The organism is Desulfonatronum thiodismutans (assembly GCF_000717475.1).
Lineage (GTDB): Bacteria > Desulfobacterota > Desulfovibrionia > Desulfovibrionales > Desulfonatronaceae > Desulfonatronum > Desulfonatronum thiodismutans.
Genome location: NZ_JPIK01000014.1, coordinates 13319 through 38151 on the forward strand (window position 1 = coordinate 13319; position 24833 = coordinate 38151).

At 60.0% G+C, this 24833-nt stretch carries 21 protein-coding genes and 1 pseudogene; 11 read left to right on the forward strand and 11 right to left on the reverse strand.

All coding sequences use genetic code 11. The features are described from left to right. Positions 1-335: 335 nt before the first annotated feature. A complete protein-coding gene (locus GY33_RS21260) occupies positions 336-482 on the forward strand; it encodes a hypothetical protein (protein ID WP_153304587.1) in 147 nt (48 codons plus the stop codon). 50 nt (positions 483-532) lie between these two features. Here GY33_RS21260 and GY33_RS0111995 read toward each other — a convergent pair whose 3' ends face one another. Continuing rightward, positions 533-2197 (reverse strand): Na/Pi cotransporter family protein, encoded by a 1665-nt coding sequence (locus tag GY33_RS0111995; RefSeq protein WP_031387568.1) that lies wholly within the window; start codon positions 2195-2197, stop codon positions 533-535. Between the two features lie 20 nt (positions 2198-2217). After that, on the reverse strand, positions 2218-2892 hold the full coding sequence (locus GY33_RS0112000) for a hypothetical protein (protein WP_031387569.1): 675 nt from the start codon (positions 2890-2892) through the stop codon (positions 2218-2220). Between the two features lie 370 nt (positions 2893-3262). On the opposite strand from GY33_RS0112000, the gene GY33_RS21265 reads away from it, so the two are divergent. Then, positions 3263-3415: a hypothetical protein gene (locus tag GY33_RS21265; protein WP_153304588.1), complete on the forward strand. Its 153-nt coding sequence runs from the start codon at positions 3263-3265 to the stop codon at positions 3413-3415. A gap of 110 nt (positions 3416-3525) precedes the next feature. Here GY33_RS21265 and GY33_RS0112010 read toward each other — a convergent pair whose 3' ends face one another. The 3 genes from GY33_RS0112010 to phnX all read right to left on the reverse strand — a co-directional run bounded on the left by GY33_RS0112010 (position 3526) and on the right by phnX (position 6819). Further along, the gene (locus tag GY33_RS0112010) at positions 3526-4722 is read right to left on the reverse strand and encodes a PhoH family protein (protein ID WP_031387570.1); all 1197 of its coding nucleotides are present in this window, start codon (positions 4720-4722) and stop codon (positions 3526-3528) included. A 21-nt stretch (positions 4723-4743) separates the two neighbouring features. Beyond that, entirely contained in the window at positions 4744-5862 is a 1119-nt protein-coding gene (phnW, locus tag GY33_RS0112015; RefSeq protein WP_031387571.1) for a 2-aminoethylphosphonate--pyruvate transaminase, read from the reverse strand. Positions 5863-5934: 72 nt separating this feature from the next. Next, entirely contained in the window at positions 5935-6819 is an 885-nt protein-coding gene (phnX, locus tag GY33_RS0112020) for a phosphonoacetaldehyde hydrolase (protein ID WP_235185516.1), read from the reverse strand. A gap of 275 nt (positions 6820-7094) precedes the next feature. On the opposite strand from phnX, the gene GY33_RS0112025 reads away from it, so the two are divergent. From GY33_RS0112025 to GY33_RS0112045, 5 genes are all read left to right on the forward strand, one after another. Next, positions 7095-8240, forward strand: coding sequence for an extracellular solute-binding protein (locus tag GY33_RS0112025; protein WP_031387573.1), 1146 nt, complete (start codon positions 7095-7097; stop codon positions 8238-8240). Positions 8241-8351: 111 nt separating this feature from the next. Continuing rightward, the gene (locus GY33_RS0112030) at positions 8352-9497 is read left to right on the forward strand and encodes an ABC transporter ATP-binding protein (protein ID WP_200874868.1); all 1146 of its coding nucleotides are present in this window, start codon (positions 8352-8354) and stop codon (positions 9495-9497) included. Then, positions 9494-10387 carry an ABC transporter permease gene (locus GY33_RS0112035; RefSeq protein ID WP_031387575.1) on the forward strand — a complete coding sequence of 298 codons (894 nt, stop codon included), beginning with the start codon at positions 9494-9496 and terminating at the stop codon, positions 10385-10387. Before GY33_RS0112030 ends, GY33_RS0112035 begins: the two co-directional genes overlap by 4 nt. Beyond that, a complete protein-coding gene (locus GY33_RS0112040; RefSeq protein ID WP_031387576.1) occupies positions 10384-11211 on the forward strand; it encodes an ABC transporter permease in 828 nt (275 codons plus the stop codon). The genes GY33_RS0112035 and GY33_RS0112040 overlap by 4 nt, the downstream gene beginning before the upstream one ends. 27 nt (positions 11212-11238) lie before the next feature. After that, on the forward strand, positions 11239-12066 hold the full coding sequence (locus tag GY33_RS0112045; protein ID WP_031387577.1) for an alkaline phosphatase family protein: 828 nt from the start codon (positions 11239-11241) through the stop codon (positions 12064-12066). A gap of 573 nt (positions 12067-12639) precedes the next feature. On the opposite strand, the gene GY33_RS22050 is transcribed toward GY33_RS0112045, so the two are convergent. The 3 genes and pseudogenes from GY33_RS22050 to GY33_RS0112065 all read right to left on the reverse strand — a co-directional run bounded on the left by GY33_RS22050 (position 12640) and on the right by GY33_RS0112065 (position 16046). Beyond that, positions 12640-13950: a methyl-accepting chemotaxis protein gene (locus GY33_RS22050; RefSeq protein WP_235185517.1), complete on the reverse strand. Its 1311-nt coding sequence runs from the start codon at positions 13948-13950 to the stop codon at positions 12640-12642. Positions 13951-14433: 483 nt separating this feature from the next. Then, a pseudogene (locus GY33_RS22055) lies at positions 14434-14775 on the reverse strand (MCP four helix bundle domain-containing protein); the annotation flags it as partial. A gap of 269 nt (positions 14776-15044) precedes the next feature. Continuing rightward, complete coding sequence (locus tag GY33_RS0112065) at positions 15045-16046, reverse strand: glycosyltransferase family 4 protein (RefSeq protein ID WP_031387579.1); 1002 nt, start codon at positions 16044-16046, stop codon at positions 15045-15047. A 715-nt stretch (positions 16047-16761) separates the two neighbouring features. On the opposite strand from GY33_RS0112065, the gene GY33_RS22005 reads away from it, so the two are divergent. The 3 genes from GY33_RS22005 to GY33_RS0112090 all read left to right on the forward strand — a co-directional run bounded on the left by GY33_RS22005 (position 16762) and on the right by GY33_RS0112090 (position 20980). Further along, the gene (locus tag GY33_RS22005) at positions 16762-17076 is read left to right on the forward strand and encodes a DNA cytosine methyltransferase (protein ID WP_152555184.1); all 315 of its coding nucleotides are present in this window, start codon (positions 16762-16764) and stop codon (positions 17074-17076) included. Between the two features lie 829 nt (positions 17077-17905). Then, on the forward strand, positions 17906-19294 hold the full coding sequence (locus tag GY33_RS0112085; RefSeq protein WP_051822578.1) for an MATE family efflux transporter: 1389 nt from the start codon (positions 17906-17908) through the stop codon (positions 19292-19294). Positions 19295-19438: 144 nt separating this feature from the next. Beyond that, complete coding sequence (locus tag GY33_RS0112090; protein WP_031387583.1) at positions 19439-20980, forward strand: ATP-binding protein; 1542 nt, start codon at positions 19439-19441, stop codon at positions 20978-20980. 4 nt (positions 20981-20984) lie between these two features. Here GY33_RS0112090 and GY33_RS0112095 read toward each other — a convergent pair whose 3' ends face one another. After that, the gene (locus GY33_RS0112095) at positions 20985-21212 is read right to left on the reverse strand and encodes a hypothetical protein (protein ID WP_031387584.1); all 228 of its coding nucleotides are present in this window, start codon (positions 21210-21212) and stop codon (positions 20985-20987) included. A gap of 107 nt (positions 21213-21319) precedes the next feature. Next, positions 21320-21796: a DUF4143 domain-containing protein gene (locus tag GY33_RS19245; protein ID WP_084185139.1), complete on the reverse strand. Its 477-nt coding sequence runs from the start codon at positions 21794-21796 to the stop codon at positions 21320-21322. Positions 21797-21883: 87 nt separating this feature from the next. Here GY33_RS19245 and GY33_RS0112105 point away from each other — a divergent pair, with 87 nt between their 5' ends. Then, entirely contained in the window at positions 21884-22243 is a 360-nt protein-coding gene (locus tag GY33_RS0112105) for a type II toxin-antitoxin system HicB family antitoxin (RefSeq protein ID WP_235185519.1), read from the forward strand. Between the two features lie 89 nt (positions 22244-22332). On the opposite strand, the gene GY33_RS0112110 is transcribed toward GY33_RS0112105, so the two are convergent. Next, complete coding sequence (locus GY33_RS0112110; protein WP_031387586.1) at positions 22333-24831, reverse strand: glycosyltransferase; 2499 nt, start codon at positions 24829-24831, stop codon at positions 22333-22335. Positions 24832-24833: the final 2 nt, after the last annotated feature.

Here is a 24833-nt window from a genome sequence, read left to right on the forward strand (position 1 = left end):
AGGGGCTAGGCCGGTCCGAAGAGAACGTAACCGGATTTTCACGAAGAAGTAACATGGCCGCCACCTGGAACATGCTAGGTTATTTCTTTGGCATGGCTTGGGTGGGATAACTCTATTCTTTTAAGGTTATTCAGTTTTTCTTAAAAGCTGATGATCGTTCATATATTAGGGAAATGCCGGACATGGGCGCTTTGAGCGCCGCGCAGACCACTACCCTCCAGGCCGCCGCGACGTTCATGACCCAGGCCGTGGAATGAAAGAACGTTCTGGTGAGGGGGCATCGCGACGAATTGTTCAGGTCGCACTTCACCCTTTTTCAGGAACGTGAGCGTGAGGTGCGGGCATTGTTGACCGAGGCGCGGGATCTGCTCGAAGAGTTGAACCTGTTCTCGGAAGCGGTGGAAACCGTGATCGACCTGCACGCCGATATGGGGCGCAAGTACCGGGAAGACTTGGCCCGCATCTTCTCCCTGTTCAACTAGGCGGACGGCTCCATCGGCGTCGAAAGTCAGGAAGGCATGGACAGCGCCTTTCACCTGCGCGTGCCGTTTTCCGTGCCTTGATGCCGTGCGATGTCGAACGCGCCGATGGGAACGACCAGGGCGATGTAGCGGCCCAGCAGCCAGATGGTCCGTTCAAAGAGGCTGGTGGCCGCGAACAGGGATTCCTGGACGGAATGCGGCAGTTTTTCGCCGTGGCCCAGGAGGTCGTGGCGCAGGCGTTCCATGAGCGCGGAGCGGTCAGAGGTCAGGGCCGTCAGCATGGTCGCCTCGTTCTCGTCGAGGTCGATTTTTTCCGACGAATTCAGCGTGTCGGCCATGGTGCGCAGGATGACGTGCATGCCCTCGGCCAGGGTGTGCGCCAAGCTGGTCGGTTCGCGCCCGTCGTCCGTGGGTTCCAGGGTTCGACCCAGGGTAAAAAGGCTTTCCCGGAGGTCATCGAGCACCCTGTTGCGGGCCTGATGGTTCAGAATGCGGTGCATGGTTTGGCGGTCTTGGTTGCGGTCAATCAGCTCGGCCAGAAACAGGTCGATTTCGCGGGATACGCCCGTATTGCCGCGGTACAGGGCCAGGACATCCCTTGGGGTCGGCTCAGCGAAATGGTCTGCCGTGACGATATACCCGTGCAAGTCTCCGAAGAGGCGGTTTTGCTCCCTGCTCACCAGATCCAGAGCGGTTTCGGCGTCGCCCAGGGCCTGATCGTACAAAAAGACCGGTCTGGCCAGTTCTTCTTCCCGTGTGGCCGGCGCCAGTCTGGCCAGCAGTTTGAGGGTCGGTCCCAGAAGCAGGGAGGCCGTGATGCAGCCCAGCAGTTGTTGCAACAGATAGACCCAGGCGGCGCGCAGGCTGATGGAGGGAGTGATCCATGAGGTCAGCGCCTGGATCAGGGGGATGTTGCGCCACTGCTCCAGTCCGAACAGGACGAGCATGATCGCCGTGGAGGCGAGCTTGAGGATGATCTGCTGCAGAACGATCCGTCGGGAAGTGCCGGAGAGGTTGCTGGAGAGAAACCAGAGGCTTTCGGCTGATCCCAGTCCCGCTCCGTAGATGACCATCATGGTCTGGGGCATGGTCAGCAGGCCGACGCTGGTCATGGCCACGGCCACGATGGAAACCGTCGCCGAGGACTGGGCGACCAGGGTCAGGGCCGCGCCGATGCCGAAGGCCATGAGGTAGGAGTCCGCCCCCAGTTCCAGCAGATCCCGCACTGCCTGCATTTCCCGGAGCGGGGCAGCGCCTTGCTTGATGAACTGCAACCCCAGAAACAGCAGGGCCACGCCCAGCAGCGCGCCGATCAGATGCCGGAATCGACTTGATCTGTCCAGATTGAAGTAGAACGCCGCGCCGACCATGCCCAGCAGGTACAGGACCAGAACGCGGATATCCACCGTGGCCGCGAGCACCAGGGCCGAAGTGCCCAGATTGGCCCAGATGACCACGGGCATCGCGCCGCGTAAGGACATGAGTCCGGCCGTGGTCATGCTCGTGGCGATGTAGGCCACGGCGTTGGTGCTTTGAGTGGCGGCCCCGGCCAGAACGCCCAGCAAAGCGCCTCGTACCGGGTTGTTCACGGCCTTGGTCACGATCTTCCGGAACTTGCGACCGCTGAGTTGCTTGAGATGGTCCCCCACCAGCTTGACGCCGATGAAAAACAGCCCCAGCCCGGCCGTCATCGTCCCCAGGATTTCGATCAGCATCTCGAGACGCGGCCCGCGGTTCAGCCGCGGCGAACGGCTAGGCCGAGCATGACCAGCAGGAGAATGGTGGTCGCCCCGGCCCCGATGACCATGACACGGGTGGTTGTCGCGTCCCGGGCCATGAACTCACGGGACAGCTCCAGACGCAGCGCGGCGGCGCGGATGAGCAGCTCGCTCACCAAACCGTCCAGGTTCACGTTCAGTTCCCGGTCGATTCCGCGCAACTCGCGATCCACGTCCGCGGCTTGCCGGGCAAGATGCTCCCCGAAATGGGCTATCCGCTCCTCGTACGCCTCCAGGATTATGTGGTGCTCCGCCTGGAGCGGCCCAACCAGCCCGGCTTCGGTCAAGTCCAGTTTCGTCATGCCATCCAGCGCGGAATCCAGCCTTTCCCGCATCCGGAACGCCTCCCGGCGCATGGCCGCCGCGTAGCGCTTCAGATCCTCTGGATCTGTTCCCCGGAGCAGAACGTTCTTCCATTCCTGCACCTGGTTCTTGAAATGCACCTGGGCCTGTCTCGTGTTGTCCAGGGTTTCCATGAGCAGATTCAATGTCGCCAAATCCGCGGCATGCCGTTGGCTCGCCAAGCGCAGGCTGAACAGGCCGATCGCGCTGTTGAGCACGAACAGCAGAATAATCAATCCGGTCAAGCGGACCAGGGAGCCGCGACGGTCGGGAGAGGCAATGGAGTGCATAGGCGATGGGGGTAAAGTGTGAAGCGGATAATGGATAGTTCAGTACAGCGGCGTTTATCGTATTATCGTTCCATGCCGCAAGGCCGTGGAAACTCTCCTGGGTGACGTTTGTGTGACAAAAAACTGGTGAAGGGGCATTCAGAAGGGAAAAACACGAAGCTGCGAGAAGCGCTGCCGGATGGAGGCAGGTGTCATGAAATCGCCGTAAAAACGTCACGAAATGGTCATGTGTTTCAAAGCGACTCACGCTAAGAAGACAACTGTCCACGGCACGGGAGTCCAGACCCGGAGTAGGGAGTGCTGGAGCGGATGGGCGACCATCGCGATCCGGGCCGGTCAGATGACAACCGAAAAAACACGGGAGTGAGCCATGATGAATCTGGAAAAGGCGCAGGAAGACTACCGTAAACGCCAAATGGAATTGTTGGAAATTCGCAGACGGCATGAGCAGCAGGTCAGGGAATACTCCGAGTTCATGAAGAGCCAGAAGCAGCCGAACGGTCGCGAAGCCGGGCGGGGGTAAACGGCGGTTGGAAAGGCGATTCCGTCCGCTTTTTTCTAATCAAACGAAAGCCGACCGCGTTCAAAAAGACGCGGTCGGCTTTCGGCGTTTGGAGGCGTCGCCACGGGCCGCTACAGGCTGGAGGCCAGGACCATGTCCGCGATGGGTCCTCGGGAGTGGGCGCCCTTGAGCACCAGGTGGGCGTAGCGATCCATGCCCTTGAGCTTGCGCACGGTCCAGTTCAGGGCGTTGTTGAACTCCGAATTATAGGGCGCGTCCACCTGGCGGGAGTCGCCCATCATGAACACCTTGGTGTTCCCGCACATCCGGGACAGCAAGGCCCTGGCCTCCAACCGGGACATGTTCTGGGCCTCGTCCACGATGACCACCGCGTCTTCGATGTTCATGCCGCGGATAAAGGCCAGAGGCAGGATTTCCAGGCGTTTGATGTCGAACTCGGGAATGGGCGCTTCGGGATCGATGAACAGCTTGTTCGCCGGGCGGATGGCGTGCAGTTTCAGGATCAGGTCGCGGATGTTGCGCACGTAGGGGGCCATTTTCTCGCTGACCGCCCCGGGCAGATAGCCCATGGACCGACCGATCTCCACATAGGGCTTGATAATATAGATCTTGTGATGGCGTTTCTCGCTCAGCACCAAGTGCAGGGCCGCGGCCAGGGAGAGGAAGGTCTTGCCGAATCCGGCTTCGGATTCCAGGGTGACCAGGTCGATGTCCGGGGAGAGCAGCAGTTCCATGGCCAGGTTCTGGTAAACGTTGCGGGGCGCGACGTTCCAGATCTTGTGCTGATGGCTGATGGTCCGGCGTTCCTCCGGGCCGTTGAACACGGGCTTGCCGTTTTCCCAGGAAAAGGAATTCATGACGATGTCTTCGCCCTCGGCAATGAAGCCGGTGTATCTCTGGGATTCATTCCTGTAAAACGGATTGGCCCGAAAATAGGGCTCGCTCTGCATGCCCAGCTTGTGCGCCTTGATGCGCATGGTCTTGTCGTTGGTCACCAGGATCGGCGCTTCCACCGAGGCCAGCAGGATCTCGTCGAGAATCCTGTTGTCGGCCAGGCAGGAGGCGGTGTTGCCTTCCGGGCCTCGTTCCAGCAGGTCGAATTCCTCCTTGTGCTCCAGAAGATACGACAAGGCCTGCTGGGCCTGATGCCCCAGCCGGGAGTCGGTCTTGTGCTTGTCCAGCTCTTCAAGCACGGTATGGGGGATGAAAATTCTGTTTTCCATCCCGTTGCGCAGGATGGCGATGCTTTCCGGATCATCCAGAAGCACGTTGGTGTCGATGAAGTAGTTTTTTTGGCGTGGTTCCATTTGACCTTCTTTTAACAAGGTTCATGCCCAATACATGGATTCCCGCACCGCCTGGAGCAGGGCGAGGATGTCGTCGGGGAAGACGTGGCCGATGTTGCCGATGCGGAATGTGTCCGTCTTGGTGACTTTGCCCGGGTAGATCACGAATCCGCGCTGCTTGAGTTCCGCATGGAATCGACCGAATTCGTAGCCGGGATGGGAGGGAGAAAGAAAGGCCGTGATGATCGGGGATTGGTGTTCATCCGCAAGCAGCGTTGCAAATCCCAGTTCGCGCATGCCCTGGGCGAGGATGGCCTGGTTTTGGACATATCTGGCATGTCGGGCCTCGACGCCGCCTTCGGCCTCCAGCTCCACCAGGGCCTGGGCAAAGGCCCGGACCACGTGCGTCGGCGACGTGAACCACCATTTGCCTGCACGGTGCTCCATTTCCAGCCACTGATCAAACAGGTCAAGGCTGAGGGAGCGTGCATTCCCTGCGCACTGCTCCAATTGACTTTGCCTGGCCACGACAAAACCGAATCCGGGTACGCCCTGGAGACATTTGTTCGGGCCGCTGATCAGATAATCCACCCAGAGATTATTTACGTTCATGGGGATTCCGCCAAAGCTGCTCATGGCGTCCACGATCAGGGACCGGTGGTGGCGGATCGCCAGATCGCCTACGTCCTGAACGGGGTTGAGCATGCCGGTGGATGTCTCGCAGTGGACCATGGCCACGTGGGAGATGGCCCGATCCTCTCGAAGCGTATTGTTGACCGCTTCCATATCCAGCGGTCCGGTGTCGCCGAAATCCAAGACATCGAAGGGAATCAGCAGCCGTTTGGCGATAATGGCGATCCGGTCCCCGTAGTGTCCGTTGGACAGGACCAGCAGCTTGCCGTGGTGGGGAACAACCGTGCCGAGGCAGGCTTCAACGCTGAACGTCCCACTGCCCTGCATCAGGACGGTGGTGTATCCGGAGGCCGGAGTGGCCAGACATGTCAACCGCTTCCGGATGACCTGGACAATGTCGTTGTATTCCGCGTCCCAGGTGCACCAGTCGCGCAGCATGGCGGCACGCACTCCGTGGGAGGTGGACAACGGCCCCGGAGTCAACAACAAATAGGGATTGTCCGGGATTTCAATCTGGCTCGGTTCCATGCGCACATCTCCTTTCCGGTTGGATATTCAGTCGTGTCGCGGCCAATTTCCGGATGGCAACTGGTCGGATGATCATGGCCTGACGCCACGGGACAGGCGAAGTTCGATTTCCTCGATCAAGGGAGGCACTTGCCAGACGCCGCGGGCCGTGTAGTGGGCTCCGGCGCGGCGGAAGCGCTGGGCGATCACGTCCAGACGGGAGTTCAGTTCTTCGGGGTCCAGGCTTTCGGCCTCCCTGCGCGACAGGCCGAGTTCGTTGCCGGACATGGTCAGGCCGATGGTCCACATCCCGGCGTTCAACCCCTCTTCGATGTCCGCGACGGTGTCGCCGATCTTGATCATGGCGGCCATGGGAAAGACGTTCAGGGTCATGGCGTTGACGTAGGACATCCAGGGATACGGACGTCCCGCCGGCACGTCCGTGGAACAAACGACCGTATCCGGCTTGTAGCCCTGGTCGGCAGCGGAGGCCATCAGGCGTTCCACCATGGACCTCGTGTATCCGGTGGTCGAGCCGATCCTGATGTCTTTGGCTCTCAGGACGGCGACCAGGTTCCGCACTCCCGGAATGAGTTCGGCATGGTCGGTCACGACGTCCAGCATCAACGGCTCGATCCTGGCGTAGATGTTCCGCACGTCCTGCTCGTTCGGATCGCGGCCATGCACCTGCCGCCACCGGGCGCTCACGGTTTCCATATGCGTCATGGCCCGAACATGGTCGATTTTTTTCAGCCCCATGAAAGCCCTGATCTCCTCATCGCCCACGGACACGCTGAATCCGGCGAAGGCCCTTCGAAACACCTCCGTGGGGCCGATGCATCCGTAGTCAACGGTCGTGCCGGCCCAGTCCAGGATCACCGCTCGAACCGGCCCGGAATAGTCCCGTCGCCGGGTGCCGACCTCCAGGCGCAACTCTTCAGATCGTTCCGGATTGTCCTGTTCGGAAAAGGTATGCATGGATGTTTGCCCTTCGCTTTCCGGTGTTTTCACGGGGTTTGCGAATTGATGGGGAATGAAAAGAGTGTCTACTATGCCCGCTCGATGTTACAGGAACATGATGGCATTGTTACGATTGTGTCGGGTTTGGGGAGGGGGGCTCGTGTTTGAAACGTCACGAACGCGACATGAAGTCGTCACATTGTGGGATTACTCATTTCCGTATTCTTTCAGAGAACGGACGTGCGTTGCAACAACCCGAAAACTTCAACCCCAGGTATTGAGGAGAAACGTCCATGACAGCAGCATTCGACTCCAACTCCGTCACCCGCCGTCAGTTCATCCAATACGTGGCCGCGGGGGCCCTGGCCACGGCCGCGCCGGCCTTCATCAGCCGGGACGTATTGGCCTCCACCGGCCAGCTGAACCTCTACAGCTGGTCCGACTATGTCTACCCGGAAATGATCGATTCCTTCCAGAAGGCCACGGGCATCAAGGTCAATCTGTCCACCTACGGCTCCAACGACGAGGTCCTCAACCGGCTGCGGGCCGCCCGGGGACGGGGATTCGACGTGGTCATGCCCTCCATCACCTACACGCCGGCCTGGGTGGAGCAGGAACTGCTCCAGCCCCTGGACGAGTCCAAAATCAGCGTGTCCGGAGTAATTCCCTCCATGTGGGAGAGTTCCAAAACCCTGGGCGGGGTCCAGAACGGCCGCCGGTACACCGTGCCCTTTAACTGGGGCACCGAGGCCCTGTGCCTGAACACCGAGGTGATCAAGCCGGTCTACGGCGAATTGGGCTTCAGCAGCCTGTGGATGCCCGGGAACAAGGGCCGGGTTACGATTCGGGCCCATTCCGGCATGCTGGGCATGGGGTTGTACCTGGACAGCATCGGCGAGGTGTCCTCCAACCGCATGCGGGACACTTACGCTGACGAAGGCCGGATGCGCGAAGTGTACGGCAGGATATTGGACTTCGCCGTGAAGCATAAAAGCTGGATCGTGCAGTTCTGGTCCAACGCCCAGGAGACCGAGGCCGCGTTCATGCAGAACGACGCGGTCATCGGCCAGACCTGGGACGGCCCGGCCATGCGCATGCGCTCCGAAAGCAAGGGCAAGTACACCTACCTGGCGCCCAAGGAAGGGGCCATGACCTGGATGGACTCCCTCGGCGTGCCCGCGGGCGCGGACAACGTGGAATCGGCCTACGCCTGGATCAACTGGTACTACCAACCGGCCCACGCCGCGATCCACGTCCGGCTTTCCGGCTACAATTCCTGCACCCAGGGCGCGGCGGAACTGGCCGGTGACGCCTACGCGGCCAATTTCGCCGCGGCTTATCCGGGCAATGCCATCGAGAACCTGTGGTGGTACCCGCCGGAGCCGACCTGGTTCATCGCGGCCCGCAACGAATTCCGGGATCGCTTCCTTTCCGCGTAAGACCACTCGGAGCAGGATGAAATTCCCGGCAGGGCGATCCACTTCCATGGGATCGCCCTGCCTTGTTTGCACGACGTGGCCCGTTTATTCCAAAGAAACACGGAGGACTTCATGCACGCATTACCCTCCAGTGCCCGCGACAGGCCGGAAAACGTCGCATCCACGGAACTGCAAGGGCAAAACGTGGAGTTGTGGGACGTGACCATGGCTTTTGGCGATTTTCTGGCCGTGAACAAGGTTGACCTGGAAATCCGGGCCGGGGAGTTTTTCTCGTTTCTCGGCCCCTCGGGTTGCGGCAAGACCACGCTGCTGCGGCTGATTTCCGGATTCATCGAACCGACCTCAGGAGACGTTCTGATCGGGGGGCGCAACATGCGCGGCATCGGGCCGAACAAGCGGCCCACGGCCTTGATCTTTCAAAACCTGGCCCTGTTTCCGCTGATGAAGGTCTGGGAGAATGTAGCCTTTGGCCTGGAGGCCCGCGGCGTGGGCAGGAAGGTCCGGCGGAAGCGGGCCCAGGAACTCCTGGAACTGGTCGCTCTGACCGGCGAGGAGGACAAGCTGGTGTCCCAGCTCTCCGGGGGTCAGCGCCAGCGGGTGGCCATAGCCCGGGCCCTGGCCGTGAATCCCTCGGTCCTGCTTTTGGACGAGCCGCTGTCCGCCCTGGACCTGAAGCTGCGCCAACATATGCGGGCCGAGCTGCGGGCCATCCAGCGCCGCACCGGGGTGACCTTCATCTATATCACCCATGACCAGGGCGAGGCCTTCACCATGTCCGACCGGGTCGCGGTGATGCAAAACGGGATTATCGAGCAGGTTTCCGACTCCGCGGTGCTCTACGACCAGCCGGCCACGCCCTTCGTGGCCACCTTCGTGGGCGAGAACAATCCTTTTTCCGGGACCGTGACCGAGGTGCGCGAGCAGTACTCCGTGGTGGACACGCCCCAGGGCCGACTGACGGGTCGGAATCTGCGCGGTCTGGTTGTCGGACAGCCCGCGGTGCTCTTCGTCCGGCCGGAGCGCTGTCACCTGGTCAACGGCCGCGTTCCGGAGAACGTGCTCAGCGGTCGGCTGCGCCGGGTGGATTTCGAGGGGGCCTATGTGCATCTGTTCGTGGATACGGGCGGAGAGCGGAACACCATCCTGCACATGACCAACGACGGGACCCAGGCCGACCTGGCCATCGACAGCGCCATCCGCTTCGGTTTCCCGGCGGACGCCGCCGTGGCTCTCTCTCCCGGAGCCCAGGCCGCATGAAGGAACTGTTTCACCGCCTCGGTCCGGTCATCGGCTGCTGCGTCCTGGGGATCAGCGCGTTCTGGGTCGTGCTCATGGTCGTCCTGCCCCAGGTGATGATGGTGGACATGTCCCTGCGGCCCAATCTTCCACCTTCCCTGCGCGGCGGTCCGGAGGACGTCTACACCCTGGCCAACTATCTGACATTTTGGGGTAATCAGGTCCACCGCTCCATCTTTATCAAGACCATCTGGTCCGCCTTGCTGGTCACGGTCCTGTCCCTGGCCGTGTGCTATCCCATTGCCTACTACCTGGCCCAGGCCGCCCGGGCCAGGGTGGTGCCGCTGCTGGTTCTGGGGCTGATCGTTCCGTTCTGGGTCAACGAAATCCTGCGCACCTATTCCTGGTTTCTGATCCTCTCCCGCAACGGCCTGTTGAATCAACTGCTCCTGTTTCTGGGCGTGACCGACAGCGCGGTGAATTTCGGCGGGCTGGGCGCGGTGATGATCGGGATGGTCTACGCCTATATCCTGTTCATGGTCTTCCCTTTGTACAACTCCATGGAGTCCCTGGATCGCAACCAGATCGAAGCGGCCCGGGATCTGGGCGCGTCCCGGCTCCGGATCCACTGGCGGCTGGTGATTCCCCACGCCAAACCCGGGATCGCCGTGGGCTGCATCATGACCTTCATGCTCGCCGCGGGCACCGTGGCCGTGCCCCAGATCATGCAGTCCCTGCCCGGCGGTACCGGGGCGCGCTGGTTCACCCAGGTGATCTACAGCTGGTTTTTCGACGGCGGGGACTGGAACACCGGGGCTGCCTACGCTTTTGTCCTGCTCCTGCTCTGCGTGCTGTTCATCTTGGCCATGATGCGTTTGTTCAAGGTCGGCCTGAAGGATATCGCCCGATGACCTCCCATCGCCTCTTTACCTGGCTGACCAGAATCTACCTGGCGCTCTTTTTCGTCTATCTCTTCCTGCCCCTGATCTTCATGGTCGCCGCGGCGTTCAACGACAGTCGCTTCCCGACCATGCTCCCCTGGGAGGGGTTCACCACCAAATGGTTTTTCGGTTTCGACGCCCAGGAGCGGGCCGTGGGGCTGTTCCAGGATGCCCGGATGGGCCGGGCGATTCTCAATTCCGTGATCATCGGTCTGGGGGTGATCGCCCTGGCCGTGCCCCTGGGCCTGTCAGGCGCGCTGCTGCTTTCCAATCTGCAAAGCCGGGCCAAGGGCTTTCTCTACGGGGTGATGGTCTCTCCGATCCTCACGCCCGGAGTGATCCTGGGCATCTCCACCCTGGTGTTCTGGACCGAGTACTTTCACGTCAGCGGAGGGCTGTTCCTGACGGTCATCGCCCAGTCGACCTTTATCGCCGCCTACTGCATGCTGCTATTTCTGGCCCGGCTGGAGCGATTCGACCAGACCCAGCAGGAGGCGGCTCTGGATCTGGGCGCTTCCCACTTCATGGTGGTCAGGCGCATTCTTCTGCCGTACATGCGCCCGGCCATTCTTTCGGCCTGCCTGATCGCCTTTCTCCAGTCCTTTGAGAACTATAACACCACCTTGTTCGTGGTCGGCATTCAGGACACCATGACCATCAACATCGCCACTCGGGTCCGGCTGGGGCTGACCCCGGCCGTGAACGCCATCGGGGTGATTCTCATCGCCATGACCGTCTGCGGGGCCGTGGCGTATGAAATCCTGAGACGACGCGAACAGCCCGAGCGGATCTGAGCGTCGCAACCTTGATAAGGAAAAACCATGCGGAACACTGTCGTTCTGGTTCTTGTGGACGGATTGAATCACGCCACGGCTCGGGAGTGCATGGGTGCGCTTCAGGGGTTGTGCGAGGCTGGAAAGGCGTGCCTGTATCCGGTCCAGTGCGAACTGCCGGCCCTGTCCAGGCCGCTGTACGAATGCATTTTGACCGGCAAGACCCCGGTGCAAAGCGGGGTGACGCACAACGGTCATGCCCGGATGTCCCGTGAGCAAAGCATTTTTCATTATGCTCGGGCCGCGGGCCTGACTACGGCGGCGGCCGCCTACCAGTGGGTCAGCGAACTGTATAACCGCACGCCCTTCGACCCGGCTCGGGATCGCCACGTCAGCGACCCGAACCTGCTCATCCAGCACGCCCACTTCTACTTTCTGGACCGCTATCCGGACTGCCACCTCTTCGCCGACGCCGAAAGTCTGCGCCGCCGTCATCACCCTCATTTTCTGCTGGTCCATTCCATGGCCGTGGATCATGCCGGCCATCTCCAGGGAGCGGACTCGGCCCTGTACCGGAACAGCGCCCGGGAGGCCGACGCCCTGCTGGCCGAATACCTTCCGGGATGGCTGGACGACGGCTGTCAGGTGCTGGTCACCGCGGACCACGGCATGAACGCGGACATGACCCACAACGGCCTGCTGCCCGAGGAGCGCACCGTCCCCCTCTATACCATCGGCGAACGGTTCAGTCTCGACCCGGCCGCCCGTCCTCTGCAGATCGAAATCTGCGGAACGATCTGCGAGCTGCTGGGGGTGGAGCATGATAAATGCGTGTGCGTGGAGCTGATCAAGACATTCCCGTCACAGTCTTCATGAAGGCTCATTATGCGTTCCGGACTGTTATTATCTTCTGGGAATCCCAACGGGATTCAGTCCCCCAGCCCAGGGTTGCGGCTGAGCCGCTACCCTGGGATATGCGCCATATTTCCGTAACCTACCCCAAAGGGGTTGCGTCCTTAAACGTGGAAACGACCAGCAATTTCAACAGACGCAACCCCGTTGGGGTTGTTTTTATTTATTTCAATGATCCCAGGGTAGTCCAGCCTTTGGCTGACCAAACCCGGGCTGGTGGACGATGCCCCGTTGGGGCATGCACCGATGAAGAATCATGCATTGGCGAGCCAGCTGCCCGAAACGCATATTGAGACAAGATAAAATGCAAAATTCTGTTTTTATCCAATTTTCAACCGTCAACTTTCAGAGCCTGGTGGAAAATGACTTTTCCACCAGGCTCTGAAAGGGCGAACCTCATGGCAATTCAAAAGAAAAAGAATGGTTCCGTGGCCGAAAGTTTGATCAGGACCAAATCGGCACTCTTCTCCACGGGTGCGTTTGAAAGTTTCCCATCCCTGGTTGTCAAAGAATTGCCGTTGGCTTGCTTGACGAGAGTCAATTCTGTTTCAGTTCCTGCACCAACGTCCGCAGTTCCACTGCTTGCCGGGCCAATTCAGAGACAGCCTGCGCTGACTGGTCCATGACTTCGCTTGTTTCCAAAGAAATGCGGCTGATGCCCTCCACGCTGCGATTGATTTCTTCGCTGGCGGCCGATTGTTGCTCTGCCGCCGCGGCAATGGAGCGAACCTGGTCCGCAGCGGCCTCGACCAGGGAGACAATTTCCTGCAGGGACTTTCCGGACTCGTTGGCTAGTTTTGTGGCTTCTTCAACTGCGGCAACCGCCTGTTCCATGCCTCTGATGGAACCTTGGGTGCCCTCCTGGATGGCGGAGATGGCCTCGTCGACCTCCTTGGTGGCGTTCATGGTTTTTTCCGCCAACTTGCGGACTTCATCCGCGACAACGGCAAAACCTCGGCCCGCCTCGCCGGCACGCGCCGCCTCAATGGCTGCGTTCAGCGCCAGTAAATTGGTTTGATCGGCGATGTCGTCGATCACGTTCATAATCTTTCCAATTTGATCAGCCTGACGGCCCAGGGTGGCCAGATCGTTCTTCATGGCCTGGGTCCTTTGTTCGACCTGGTTAATGGCGGCAATGGCCTTGATGACGATTTGCGATCCGTCCTGTGCCCTGCTTCGGGCCTTATCCGACTCTTCTGAAGCCCGGGATGCGTTTCTGGCCACTTCGAGGACCGTGGCGTTCATCTCTTCCATGGCCGTCGCCGTCTCACCGGTACGGCCCTTCTGTTCTTCAGCGCCACGGCTGGCCTGCTCGACCTGGGCGGCCAGCTGTTCGGACGCCGAGGTCATCCGTTCCACGACCCGTTCCACGGTCTCCGCTGCCTGGAGAATGTTTTGATTGGATTGTTCCGTTTCGAGTTTGGCCGCCTCGGCCGCCTTGGACGCGGCTCTGGCATTGTCCATCTGTTGCGCCGCTTCATCGGCCTTTTCGTCGGCCTCGCGGATCTTTTCCTTCAAATTGACCACCATGGTCCGCAAGGCCACGGCCAAAGTTCCGATCTCGTCTTTTTGGTCGATTTCCAACTCGGCGTTCAGGTTGCCGGAAGCCACGGTCACGGCGTAATCCATGCCTTTCCTGACCGGCCTGGTGATGGCCATGGTCAGAAGCCCGCCCAGGCCCAAGGCCAGGATCACGCCCAGGATCATTCCCGCCACCACCACCAGACGTGCCGTTGTCGCGTCGGCCACGGCCAAGTCCACGGCCTCTGCGGCGGTATCTTCATTGACCCGGATAAGCTCATCGGCAATGTCCATGACTTGGCGGGCTTCTTGATAGATCGGTCCCATGACCAGGGCGTTGATTCGGTTGCGAAGGTCATTAATCTGCTCGACCATCGCAATCAGTTCATCAAAACGGCTGAAAACTTCTTCAGCAGCCGGGCGCATCATTTCACGGTACAGCCTGAGGGCCTCGCTGTCGTCTCCAAGGAGCAACGCCTGTTGAATGGAACCCACCGCCTGGTGAAAACGGTTATGGGGAACCTGCATTTGTCTGAGCAGTTCCACCAACTGAGGGGATTGAAAATCAACATTGGCCATCCAGCGCCCGAAATTGCAGGCCGTGGGGTCATCTCCGCCTTCAAACATGCCGGATTCCAGGATATGATCAAGAACCCGCGCCTCAGCCTGGAAATGATCGCCGCGAAACAAGCGCAAATTTTCGAGAACGTGGCCCGTGTTCAGAATTCCAAAGGCATGAAACTCCTCCAGCAGGCCAAGCCATTCAGTGTTCAGATTCCGCCAATTCACAATCTCTCGATCAAACCGTTCCGTGAGTCGATCCTCTTCCGCCGTTGCCGGCAGGGTTTTGAAACGCTCCCAGTGTTTGAAGATGTCCTGTTGGAAACTTTGGAAGTGTTCAAGTTGGTATTGCCGCTCCTCCATGCTGAGAAACGCCGCCATGAGCGTGCGCTGAGGGATGATTATTCCTTGCATCGCCTGATTCACCTCCAGCAAGGACTGAATGGACGGCAGACGCACCTGCCCGACTTCCTCGATGTGGCTCGATAAATTTCGCGTGCCCCATAAGCCGAAACCACCAACGATCAACACAATCATTGCAACGCAGATAAAACCGCCGATGAGCTTCACGCCGAGCCTTATGTTTTTCATTTCCGTTCATCCTGGTTGAGTTGTTTATAAGCCGCAAAACGAAGAGCAAAATCAGAAATCCATAAACATACAAAATAGTTATTACGTCTATCGTTTGGATTGGTATTGCACATATTCACTGCCAGAATCCGGGAGCCATGGCAAGCAACCTCAAAGGGACAGCCGCGCCGTGGTCGGGACCATGACGACTACTCTTCTGGGCTAGCCTACTCCCAGGTCTTCATGGCCCAGGGCATCCTCATGGCCAAACATGTTGAGCCATCTCCGCGCTACGTATTCAACAAATGGAGATTACCCAAAAACTGCTCGGTACAGCGCTCCCAGGAATAGGTTTCGGCGTGGTTGCGGCAGGTCTGGGGAGAGAGGGGCAGGGCCCGGTGTACGGCCTCGCCCAGGTCGTTGGAAAGCCATCCGGTTTGGCCGTGGACGACCACGCTTTGGGGGCCGGTTACCGGGTAGGCGGCCACGGGCAACCCGCAGGCCATGGCCTCCAGAAGGACAAGTCCGAAAGTGTCCGTGGTGCTGGGGAAGACGAAGACGTCGGCGGCGGCAAGATGGGCGGCCAGTTCCTGGCCGCGTTTGGCTCCGACGAACCGGACGGCCGGATAGGCCGCTTTGAGTTTTACGAAGGCCGGGCCGTCCCCGACCACGTACTTGGTGCCTGGAATATCCAGGCGGAGGAAATCCTCGATATTTTTCTCCACCGCCACCCGGCCCATGAACATGGAGATGGGACGCGAAGCGTCCAGATAGTCCTTGCTTCGCGGGCGAAAGAGCCCGGTATCCACGCCCCGGGACCACAGCTTCAGGTTGGAGAAGCCGCGGGAGCGCAATTCTTCCATCAACAATGGGGAAGCGGTCATCACGGCCTTGGATGGTTTGTGGAACCAGCGGAAAAAGGCGTAGGAGGCCCGGAGCGGTACGGGAAACCGCAACCGGATGTATTCCGGCAGGCGGGTGTGGTAGGCCGTCGTGAACCCGTGGCCGCGCTTCCAGCAATAATACCGACCGGCCCAGCCCATGGGGCCTTCGTTGGCGATGTGGACTGCGTCCGGGCGATAGTCGTCCAGGATGCGGGTCACCTTGCGCCAGGGAAACAGGGCCAGGCGGATTTCCGGGTACGTGGGGCACGGGAGGCCGGGGAACTGATCCGGGCTGAGCACCAGGACTTCATGGCCTTTCTCCCGGGCGACGCGGACCGTGTTTTCCAGGGTGGTGACCACGCCGTTGATCAGCGGGGTCCAGACGTCGGTGATCAGGGCGATGCGCATGTTTCCTCCCAGGTGGTCGTTTTGCTTCCGGCTCGAAGGATCAGGTGTTCATCTCCGGGCGCGGTTGTCTGAATCGGGGAAAACCGGGCCGCGCTTTTTGATCAAATGGTCATGTCCGGGGTGTCCGGTCTGTCCAAGTCCGGCCCGTGGGAAGGGAAATAACGAGAGCGGGACATTGCCGGGAACTGGGAATCAATGACCGGAAAGGTAATGGCCGATAAGGTGAAGCAATATCAGCAAACATATCCGGTCAATGTTACGAAACGATGGAGGTTGCGTGTCGATTTCGTTGTGCCTGGAAGGAGGGGCAGCGTGGCCGGGGAGGATGAAAGCGCTGCGTTTAGGGTGGTTCAAACGTAACGCGTCCAAACCGGGGCTTCTGCTTGATCGGCCCCAGCGGTTCCGGTAAGACCTGCATCTGCTGCTCAACTGGCCCCCACCCCGGGAACGCCTCACAAACCGGCGGTCTGGCCGCGCCCCTTGAGCCCCTTGACGGGGCAGTCGAACACTCCGAAGAACCGGGACCACCATTGGCTTCACTGTCTCCACTTTTCAGAATGGCTGTCACGCATGGTGCCAAAGACGCCGTGCTGCTCCAGCTTCAACGCGGAACTGGGGTCAATGCCACGGATGACAGCGGTAGGTCCGCACTCGCTCTTGCTGTCGAAAAGGGGCATGGCGAGATATGCTGGATACTCCTTGTCGATGATATCCAATCGCTTGGCTACAACGTTTTGCCCAGACGCTTGATTCCTCGGATTTCGGAGTCCCACAGACCAGGAAAAGGCTTTTCGTCCTTTGTGATCGAAAACAAATGCCAGAACCCATAAGGCCCACAGGCAAGACGCCGTCCACCGCAAAAAGTATTCTCGATCTTGACGGGATATGGAGATGCGGCCCACTCGATAATGGGCGAAGGGCCAGAGGCACTCTTCAGAGAGCAGAAAGGGCAATCCAGGCGCTGGGCATGCGGGTGCCTTTCCTAGCTCGCCAACTATGGACAGACGGTTCAGGAGGGTGGCAGCCGTAATTGCTCAATAAGCCAGGGCAGCCTGGCATCGGAATACTGTGCTGCCTGGATACCGGCCTTCGCCGGTATGACGGAATGGAGTGCTGCGTTGGCGATTTACCGCAGTCGTCACCCCGGCGCAGGCCGGGGGCCAGGTGTTTTGGTGTGGTTCACCTGCCCGTAGTTATTGAGCAGTTACTGGCAGCAACTTGATCGTCCCTTACGCACCCTGACAACAATGGACCGCTTCGGTCTGGTCACCTGGAAGGGTGATACCCCTATGTTGCGCATGCTCCAGGTGCCGGAGCTGCAGCGGGCAATGGGATTCGACCCAGGGTTCATCCTGGACAAGGGGGCACGGCAGGACAGGGTGCGCCTTCTTGGTAACGGAGTCAGCCCGCTTGTCATGAAGGCGGTTGTTGGGTCCCTGTCGGGGGCGCAGGCACTATGTGGGCCAGGGCAATTTTTTCTCACAAAATTTTTCCTGCAATGGCGGCTGATTGACCCTGTTTAGAACGGCTCGAAACTCCATCGCCGGCTTCGTACCATCAAGCCGTTGCGTTATAAAAATAACGACTTGTGCTCTTTGCATTGGGCAACGCCTTGATGAACGATTCCTGGTTCAGTCAGACAATCGATCCGCCCCAAGCAGGGTCAACCAGCCTCCAATTTTTCAAATGGTTACGTGAGAACAAAATTGCCCTGCTATGCGGGCATGAGGTAGTGGACATCGCGTGCCGGGCGTGTCATCACGGCCGCCGACCTCGAATCCCTGTTCCGTAATCTCAATGTGGACGCTTGATTCCACCGATCAGTTCAAACGCGACCCGGCAATTGAAACATTCTTTCCATGTCCCGCATCAACCCGATTCTGACCGGTTCGGTCCTGACAAGCTTCTTTCGACTCTGGCTGCCCTCTCTGGGGGGCCTCATGGCCATGACTTCGGCAAGCATCGTTGACGGCATCTTCATTGGAAACTATGTGGGTGCCACCGCGCTGGCCGCAGTGAACCTGATCATCCCGTTCCTTGGAATCCTTTTCGGCATCACCTTCATGCTGAGCATGGGCGGGACGGTTCGGGCCGGAACGTATATCGGCCAGGGCAATGCGACCGCTGCCGGCGCGATCTTCTCCAAGACCCTGCTGGCTGCTCTTGTCTTTGTTCTGCTGGTCACGGGTTTGGGCCTGCTCTTGGAGACATCGCTGCTGCGCGCCCTGGGCGGCAATGAGGACGTGCTCCCGATGATGCGGACCTATTTCCGGATCATCATGGGGTTTACCTGGGCGCATTTGCTGACCGTGGTCATGTATTTTTTCGTCAGGGTGGACGGATATCCGGGCCTTGCCGCCCTGGCGCTGATCCTTGGCTCGATGACCAATCTTGTCCTGGATTATCTGTTCATCGTCCGTTTCGGATGGGGCATCGCCGGCGCGGCCTGGGCTACGGGCATCTCCCAGGCCCTGCCCTTCCTGGTGCTGTGCGCTTACTTTCTCTTTCCTCAACGCCGGTTGATCTTCCACCTCCGACAGACAAAATGGCGTGAATTGTTTCGTTCCGCGTTCAACGGCCTTTCCGAATGCATCAACGAGATATCCGCCTCGATTATCGCCCTGTTCCTGAATTGGATGTTCATGACGCGGTTCGGCGTCAACGGCGTGGCGGCCATCACCGTGGTGAACTATATGATGATCGTCGGGCTGATGATGGTTTTCTCCCTTGGCGACGCGGGCGGGGTATTCATCAGCCAGAATTACGGCGCGGGCAAGGTCCGGCGCATTCGCCGCTTTCTGCTGATCTGCCTTGCCGTGGCCCTGCTGCTCGCCTCGACCTGCATCTGGCTTCTGGTCTTCCATCCGGTCCCCCTTGTCCGTGCGTTTCTCGGCCCGGAGGATCAGGACGTGATCCATTTGACCGTCGGACTTTTGGGGTATTTCTGGCCAGTTTTCGCGGTCAACGGCCTGAATCTGGTCATCACGTCCTATTTGACCGCCCTTCATCTGCCGCTGCAATCTTCGATCATCGCCCTTGCCCGCAGCCTGGTCTTGCCAGTGATGCTCCTGCTGACCCTGTTTTACGCGTTTCCGGATATCCCGTTCATCCTGGCCATCCCCCTGGCCGAACTGATCACGTTTGTTCTGGCTGCATGCTTTCTGGCCCGCTTTTTCCCCAATCAGGCGCTTTTTGGCAAGCTGCACGCCGCGCGGCCATTGGCCGGAGAAGACGCAGGCCAGAGCTGAAGGCACTAAGTCCCCGGTCCGGACCAAGATGACTCGCGGCCTTCTCCGCAACACCTTGGTCTTACTGACCGCCAACCACGTTTTCACCGACCACTGCCTTGCGCACCAAGCGCGTTGTGTGCCAAGCTTTAAAGAGGATACGGTATGCGAGTTTACGAAACGCTTATTCTCCACCTTCCGGCAAAAACGCGCTTCGCCGCCGCGGCCGTGGCCGCGGCCCGGGAGTATGCCTCGGCTGTTGGCTTTGACGGCAGGGATCTCTCCCGGATCTGCCTGGCCCTGGAAGAGGCGGTCTGCCACGCCGTCAGCCTGGGCTACGGCGGGGAGCGGGACATGCTGCGCGTCACCCTGGGCCGGACCGCCTTGGGGCTGCAAACAAGCATCCTGTCCAAGGGACTGCCCCTTGACGAAGAGGCCCTGCCCCGGTTTGATCCGCACCGACTGCAATCCGAGGAAGACATGACCGGCATGCATGCCCACCTGCTCCGCGGTATGGTGGACAAGGCTGTTTTCGCGACCCTCAAGGGCAACAGGCGCAAAATCACCTTGTTCATCAACCTGCCGGTCGGATCCGCGGCCCACGGTCAGCCTGACCATGCCCAGCAAGATCCGGTGTCCAAGGATCCCGCACTGACCACGATCATCCGCCCGGCCGGACCGGAAGATGCGGAAGGGATTTCCCGGCTGGCCCTGCGTGCCCATGGCTCCCTTCTGTTCAACGCGGACATTTATTACCCGGCACGGGTCCGGGAAATGCTCGAGCAGGGCGAAATGCGCTCCATGGTGGCGGTAACGCCGCGCGGGGAAATTCTCGGGCACGGGGCGCTCGTGGATGAAGCGCCCGGGGGGCTGGTGGAGGAGATGACCTACGCGCTCGTGGACCGACGCGTGCGGGGTCGACACTGCTCCGACGAACTCGCGGCGGCTCTGCTGGCCAACGCCCGTGAACGCGACCTGCATGGCCTCCATGCCCTGGCCGTCTGCAACCATGTCCTTTCCCAGCGATCCGCCCTGGCCGTCGGTTTTCGGGAATGCGCCCTGCTCCTGGGGGCCAGCCCTCCGTCCAAATCCTGGAGCAAGGCCGAAAAACACTCTGACGCTGCGCAGGAGCCGCATCGCATCGCCAATCTCCAGTTGATCCTGCCCCTGCGTCCGCTGCCTCCCGCCCCCCTGTTCGTCCCAAGGCGGCACGCGGCCATGATACATCGCATCCGCGAGCACCTGGGCATGACCGGGGCGGATGCGGGGCGCACCTCCCGGACATGGGGTGAAACCGGGCAAAACGATCTTCAGGGCGGCAACGCGCGGATCCGGGTGGAAACCGATCCCAAGGAAGGATGGGCCTGGATCGTCGTGCTGGATTACGGCAAGGACGCGGTAGACCGCGTGGCCCGTCAACAACGTCGGCTGTGCGCCCAGGGCCTGTCCGTGATATTCCTGATGCTCCCCCTGGACCTCCCGGCCGCGGCAACCATGACCCAGGGCTTCGAGGAAATGGGATTCTTCTTTTCCGGGATCACCCTCTGCCCCCAAGGCCGGGTCCACCTGGCCCTGCAATGCGTCAACGGCGACCCCGGATACGACGCAGTTCAGGTCCATTCGCCCTTTGCCCGCGAACTGCTGGACTACGTCCGGGCGTGCGGAAGCGGCAGGCCTGCTGAAGAGACCTCTTGCAAAAAGCCATGATTTTTTAGCCAAACAGCTTGTTCATGGTATTTGCCGACATGTCCAGGATGTTCAGCCTGGCATCCTGCCACAACACCGCCTCCTTGCTCGGCCCCGGCACGCAACCCAAACGCCGCAACACCACCATGGGGAGCATTACCAGACGATACCGCGGCGGCCGGTACGGCCCGCACAAGCGATTGGCGATTTCCCGGTTGTGGGCTTTACGTTGTTCCTGGAGGTGTAGGTTCATTGGGTTGAGGCTTCCTTTGGTGCTGGTATTGCCACCTTCCTTGCCGAGTGGTGATTTAGAGGCCGGATGTGGAGCCCCTTCCACGAAAGATTCCCGGTGCAGGACAGCTACGCCGGCCAATCCTGATCAAGTAAAAAGTCAATGAGATTTTTATGGATGATGCCTTCCCGGCTCAAGTCAAATCTGTCCAGACTCAAGACCATTTTCGGAAAATTGTCCCGAACCGCCAGAAGCGATGAGAATTCCCGTTCCGCCACGGCTTGGTCAGGGATCAGGTACGCGACCTGGATATGGATTTTTTGGGATGCTTTTTCAGCGACAAAGTCGATCTCCTTACCGTTCGACTTCCCGATCCGCACTGTGTATCCCCTGCGCAACAGCTCGATGTAGACGATATTCTCCAGAATCTGATTGATGTCTCTCTGGTTGTGTCCGTAAATGGCTTCCCGGATGCCGTGGTCGGCCAGGAAAATTTTCTCCTGAAATTGGAGTAGTCTTTTTCCCTGCACATCTTCACGCGGCACGAGGTAAAGAAGGCATGCATCCTGGGCGGTGACCTTTGAACGTGAAGGGCTCAGAGCCACGTTTCACCGTCCTCACCCGGGCAAGGAGGCGTTGCGCTATCGGGTCAAGGCCGTCCGGGAATATCTCGATTGTTTGGAGGTGAGAACATGATGAACATCATGACGTATCGCGGCTACACGGCAAGCATGGAGTTTGACCCCGAGGACAAGATCATCGTCGGCCGGGTTCGTGACATCGAGGACATCATTACCTTTCACGCCGAGTCCGTAGGGGAATTTGAATCCATTTTTCATTCCACCATTGATGATTACGTCACCGCTTGCGAGCAGCTTGGCAGCGTACCGGAGAAGCCCGCCAGCGGCCGACTGATGCTGCGCATAGCTCCCACGGTTCATGCCGCGGCATTAAAAGCCGCAGCCAGGAGCGGATCAAGCCTGAACAAATGGGCCGAACATGTTCTGAATGCCGCAAGCCGATCAGGACGGAAAATTCAAACCCTTCCGTAACTCTGGCGAATGCTTTGCGGGGCCGCGGGCAGCTAAGGGAGCCGGATGGCCCGACATGGCAAGGCCACCCTCTTGGAAGCACCCGCGTTTCACCCTGTTTGCCCGTAATAAGCCCAGACCTGATCAAAGGATCGGCCAAAGGAGCGGTTCTCCATGTAGTTTCGAGCCTGGGCGCTCATTTTTTGAAGCAGGTCCGGGTTGTCCAGCAGGGTGGTCATGGCCTGGCGGTAGGCTTGGGCCGTGGTGGAGGGGACGATGAATCCGGTCTGGTCGGGAATCAGGTTTTCCTGGGGTCCGCCTTCGGCGGAGACGATCACCGGCAGGCCGGAGGCCTGGGCTTCCAGGACCACGTTGCCGAAGGTGTCCGTGGTGCTGGGGAAGACGAAGACGTCCGCCGAGGCGTAGGCCTGGGCCAGGGCTTCGCCGTCCAGGTAGCCGGTGAAAACCGCGGGCGTGCCGCCGAGGTTGCGCTCCATCTCCTCCCGATACGGGCCGTCGCCCACGATGATCAGCCGCACGTCGTTCCGTTCCCGGGCCAGATCCCGGAAGGCCTGCTCCAGGACGTGCAGGTTTTTTTCCTTGGACACCCGGCCCACGTAGAGCAGTTTGGTCTCGTCGCGAAGCTGGAAGCGCTTTTCATAGAAACCGTTGCGCTTGGAGGGGTGGAAGCGCTCGATGTCGATGCCCCGTGGATAGACCCGGACCTTTTCCGGGCGCAGGCCCTTGGCGATCAGTTCGTTGGCCGTGGCGTGGGACGGAGCGAAGACCAGGTCCATCTGGTCGTAGTACCAGAGCGTGAACCGCCACATCAGTTCTTCCATGGCAAAGTCCTGGGTCAGGCACTGGGTGTATTGGGGCAGGGAGGTGTGGTAGGTGCCGTAGATGGGCAGGTGCATCAGCTTGGCCAGGGCCAGGGCGGCCAGGCCAATGGGGCCCGGGGTGGCGGAGTGAATGTGCGTGATTTCCTTGTCAAAGCAAAAGCGCATCATTTCCAGCACCGGCGGGTAGAACAGCTTCAATTCGGGGTATTCCGGCAGTTCGAAGACGCCGATGGGGGTGAAGTTTTGCACGCCGTCCGCGGCCCGGACCGCCTCGTCCGGGGCGCAGGTGATGATGGTCATGTCCTTGCTGGTGGCCTGGGCCAGGGAAAGCTGCTGCTGAAGGGTCAGGGCCACGCCGTTGACCTCGTAGTAGGTGTCCGTGAAATGGGCCACCCGGGGGGCGGCGTCCACGCGTGACCCGTTCCGGGCATCATCTCGGGCTTCCCGCCCTCCAGCTTGCTCTTCCCTGGACATCCTTTTGTCCGCAGCCAGGGCTTCCCGAATTTCCCGGCTGAATTTCCGGTCGTGGGCGAACATGGAGTAGGAGAGGAAGTAGGGGGCCAGCAGGGTGTACAGGGCTCCGGCCGAGCCCAGGGAGTGGAAGATGTTGAAGATGCTGCCCTGGGCGATTTTGCGCAGCATGTGGTCCGCTGAATGCTTCATGACCTGGTTGGCGGAGCGGTTCACGAAGGAGAACCACGCCTTGCCCTGACCCTCCCGCCCGTTGTCGCTGGAGCGGACGATGGACATAAGTTCCGGGTCGTTCCAGATCAGCCGGGCCGTCTCGTAGCGTAGCAGGTCCTGGAGCTGCTCCGGAGGGTTGCGACGGGAGCCGGGTCCGATTCTGGGGCGAATCCTCTGGGACCAGAGGGCGTGCAGGGAGCCCAGCAGCCCGGATTCCTCCTCCCGGCCCGGATACAGGTTGCGGTCGATGAACTTGAGCAGAATGTCCTTGTTGACGTGTTTTCTCAGCTCGAATTTCTGGGCGTAGAACTGATAGGCGATGCTGTAGAGGTTGTGGGCCAAAGTCTGGGGAGAGGAGGAAACGCCCTCCGGAATGGCCTCGCCGTTTCGGACGCCGTTCAGAAAGTCGGCTGTGTCCCGGCGTCCAGGCATCACCGTGTGCGTCCGGGCCATGTTCAGGGAGCTGTGGTCGTCCGAGCCGCCGGTGAGGTGCTTGATCCAGGGCTCGGGAGGCAGGGCGGCCCGGTCGTGGACGTTCTCCAGGCGCTGGATGTCCTCCGGGGAGAGACCTCCAAGAATGCGCTTCAGGTTGATGTTCAGGTGTTCGTCCCGGGCCCCGTTGATCTCGAAATGCTTGAACAGGAGCAGCAACTGTTCAAAATGGGCCTTGGTCAGCTTGTCGTTGACCGAGAACAGCGGGTGGGCCAGGACGTGCAGGATTTCGACCCGGCGCAGATACCCGGCCAGATCAAAGACGTTGTCCCGGTATTTCTGGATTTCCCGGTGCTGGGCCTCGGTGATGTCGTAGGCCAGGACGTGGACCTTGCAGCGATCCTCGGGGAAGTAGGCCGTGATCTCCTCGCTGACAAAGGTGTCCGGCAGGTGGGCGATGTCCAGGCTGCCCTCGATGGTGTTGTGGTCCGTGATGGTGATCAGGTCCATGCCCTTGTCCCGCAACATGCGATAAATGTGCAACGGCTCGGTGTAGCTTTCCGAGCATCCGATCTTTTGCAGCACCCATTGGGACGGACGCTTGGAGTACTTGGAGTGGACGTGCAGATCGGCCTTGGTCATCGGTTCCATGA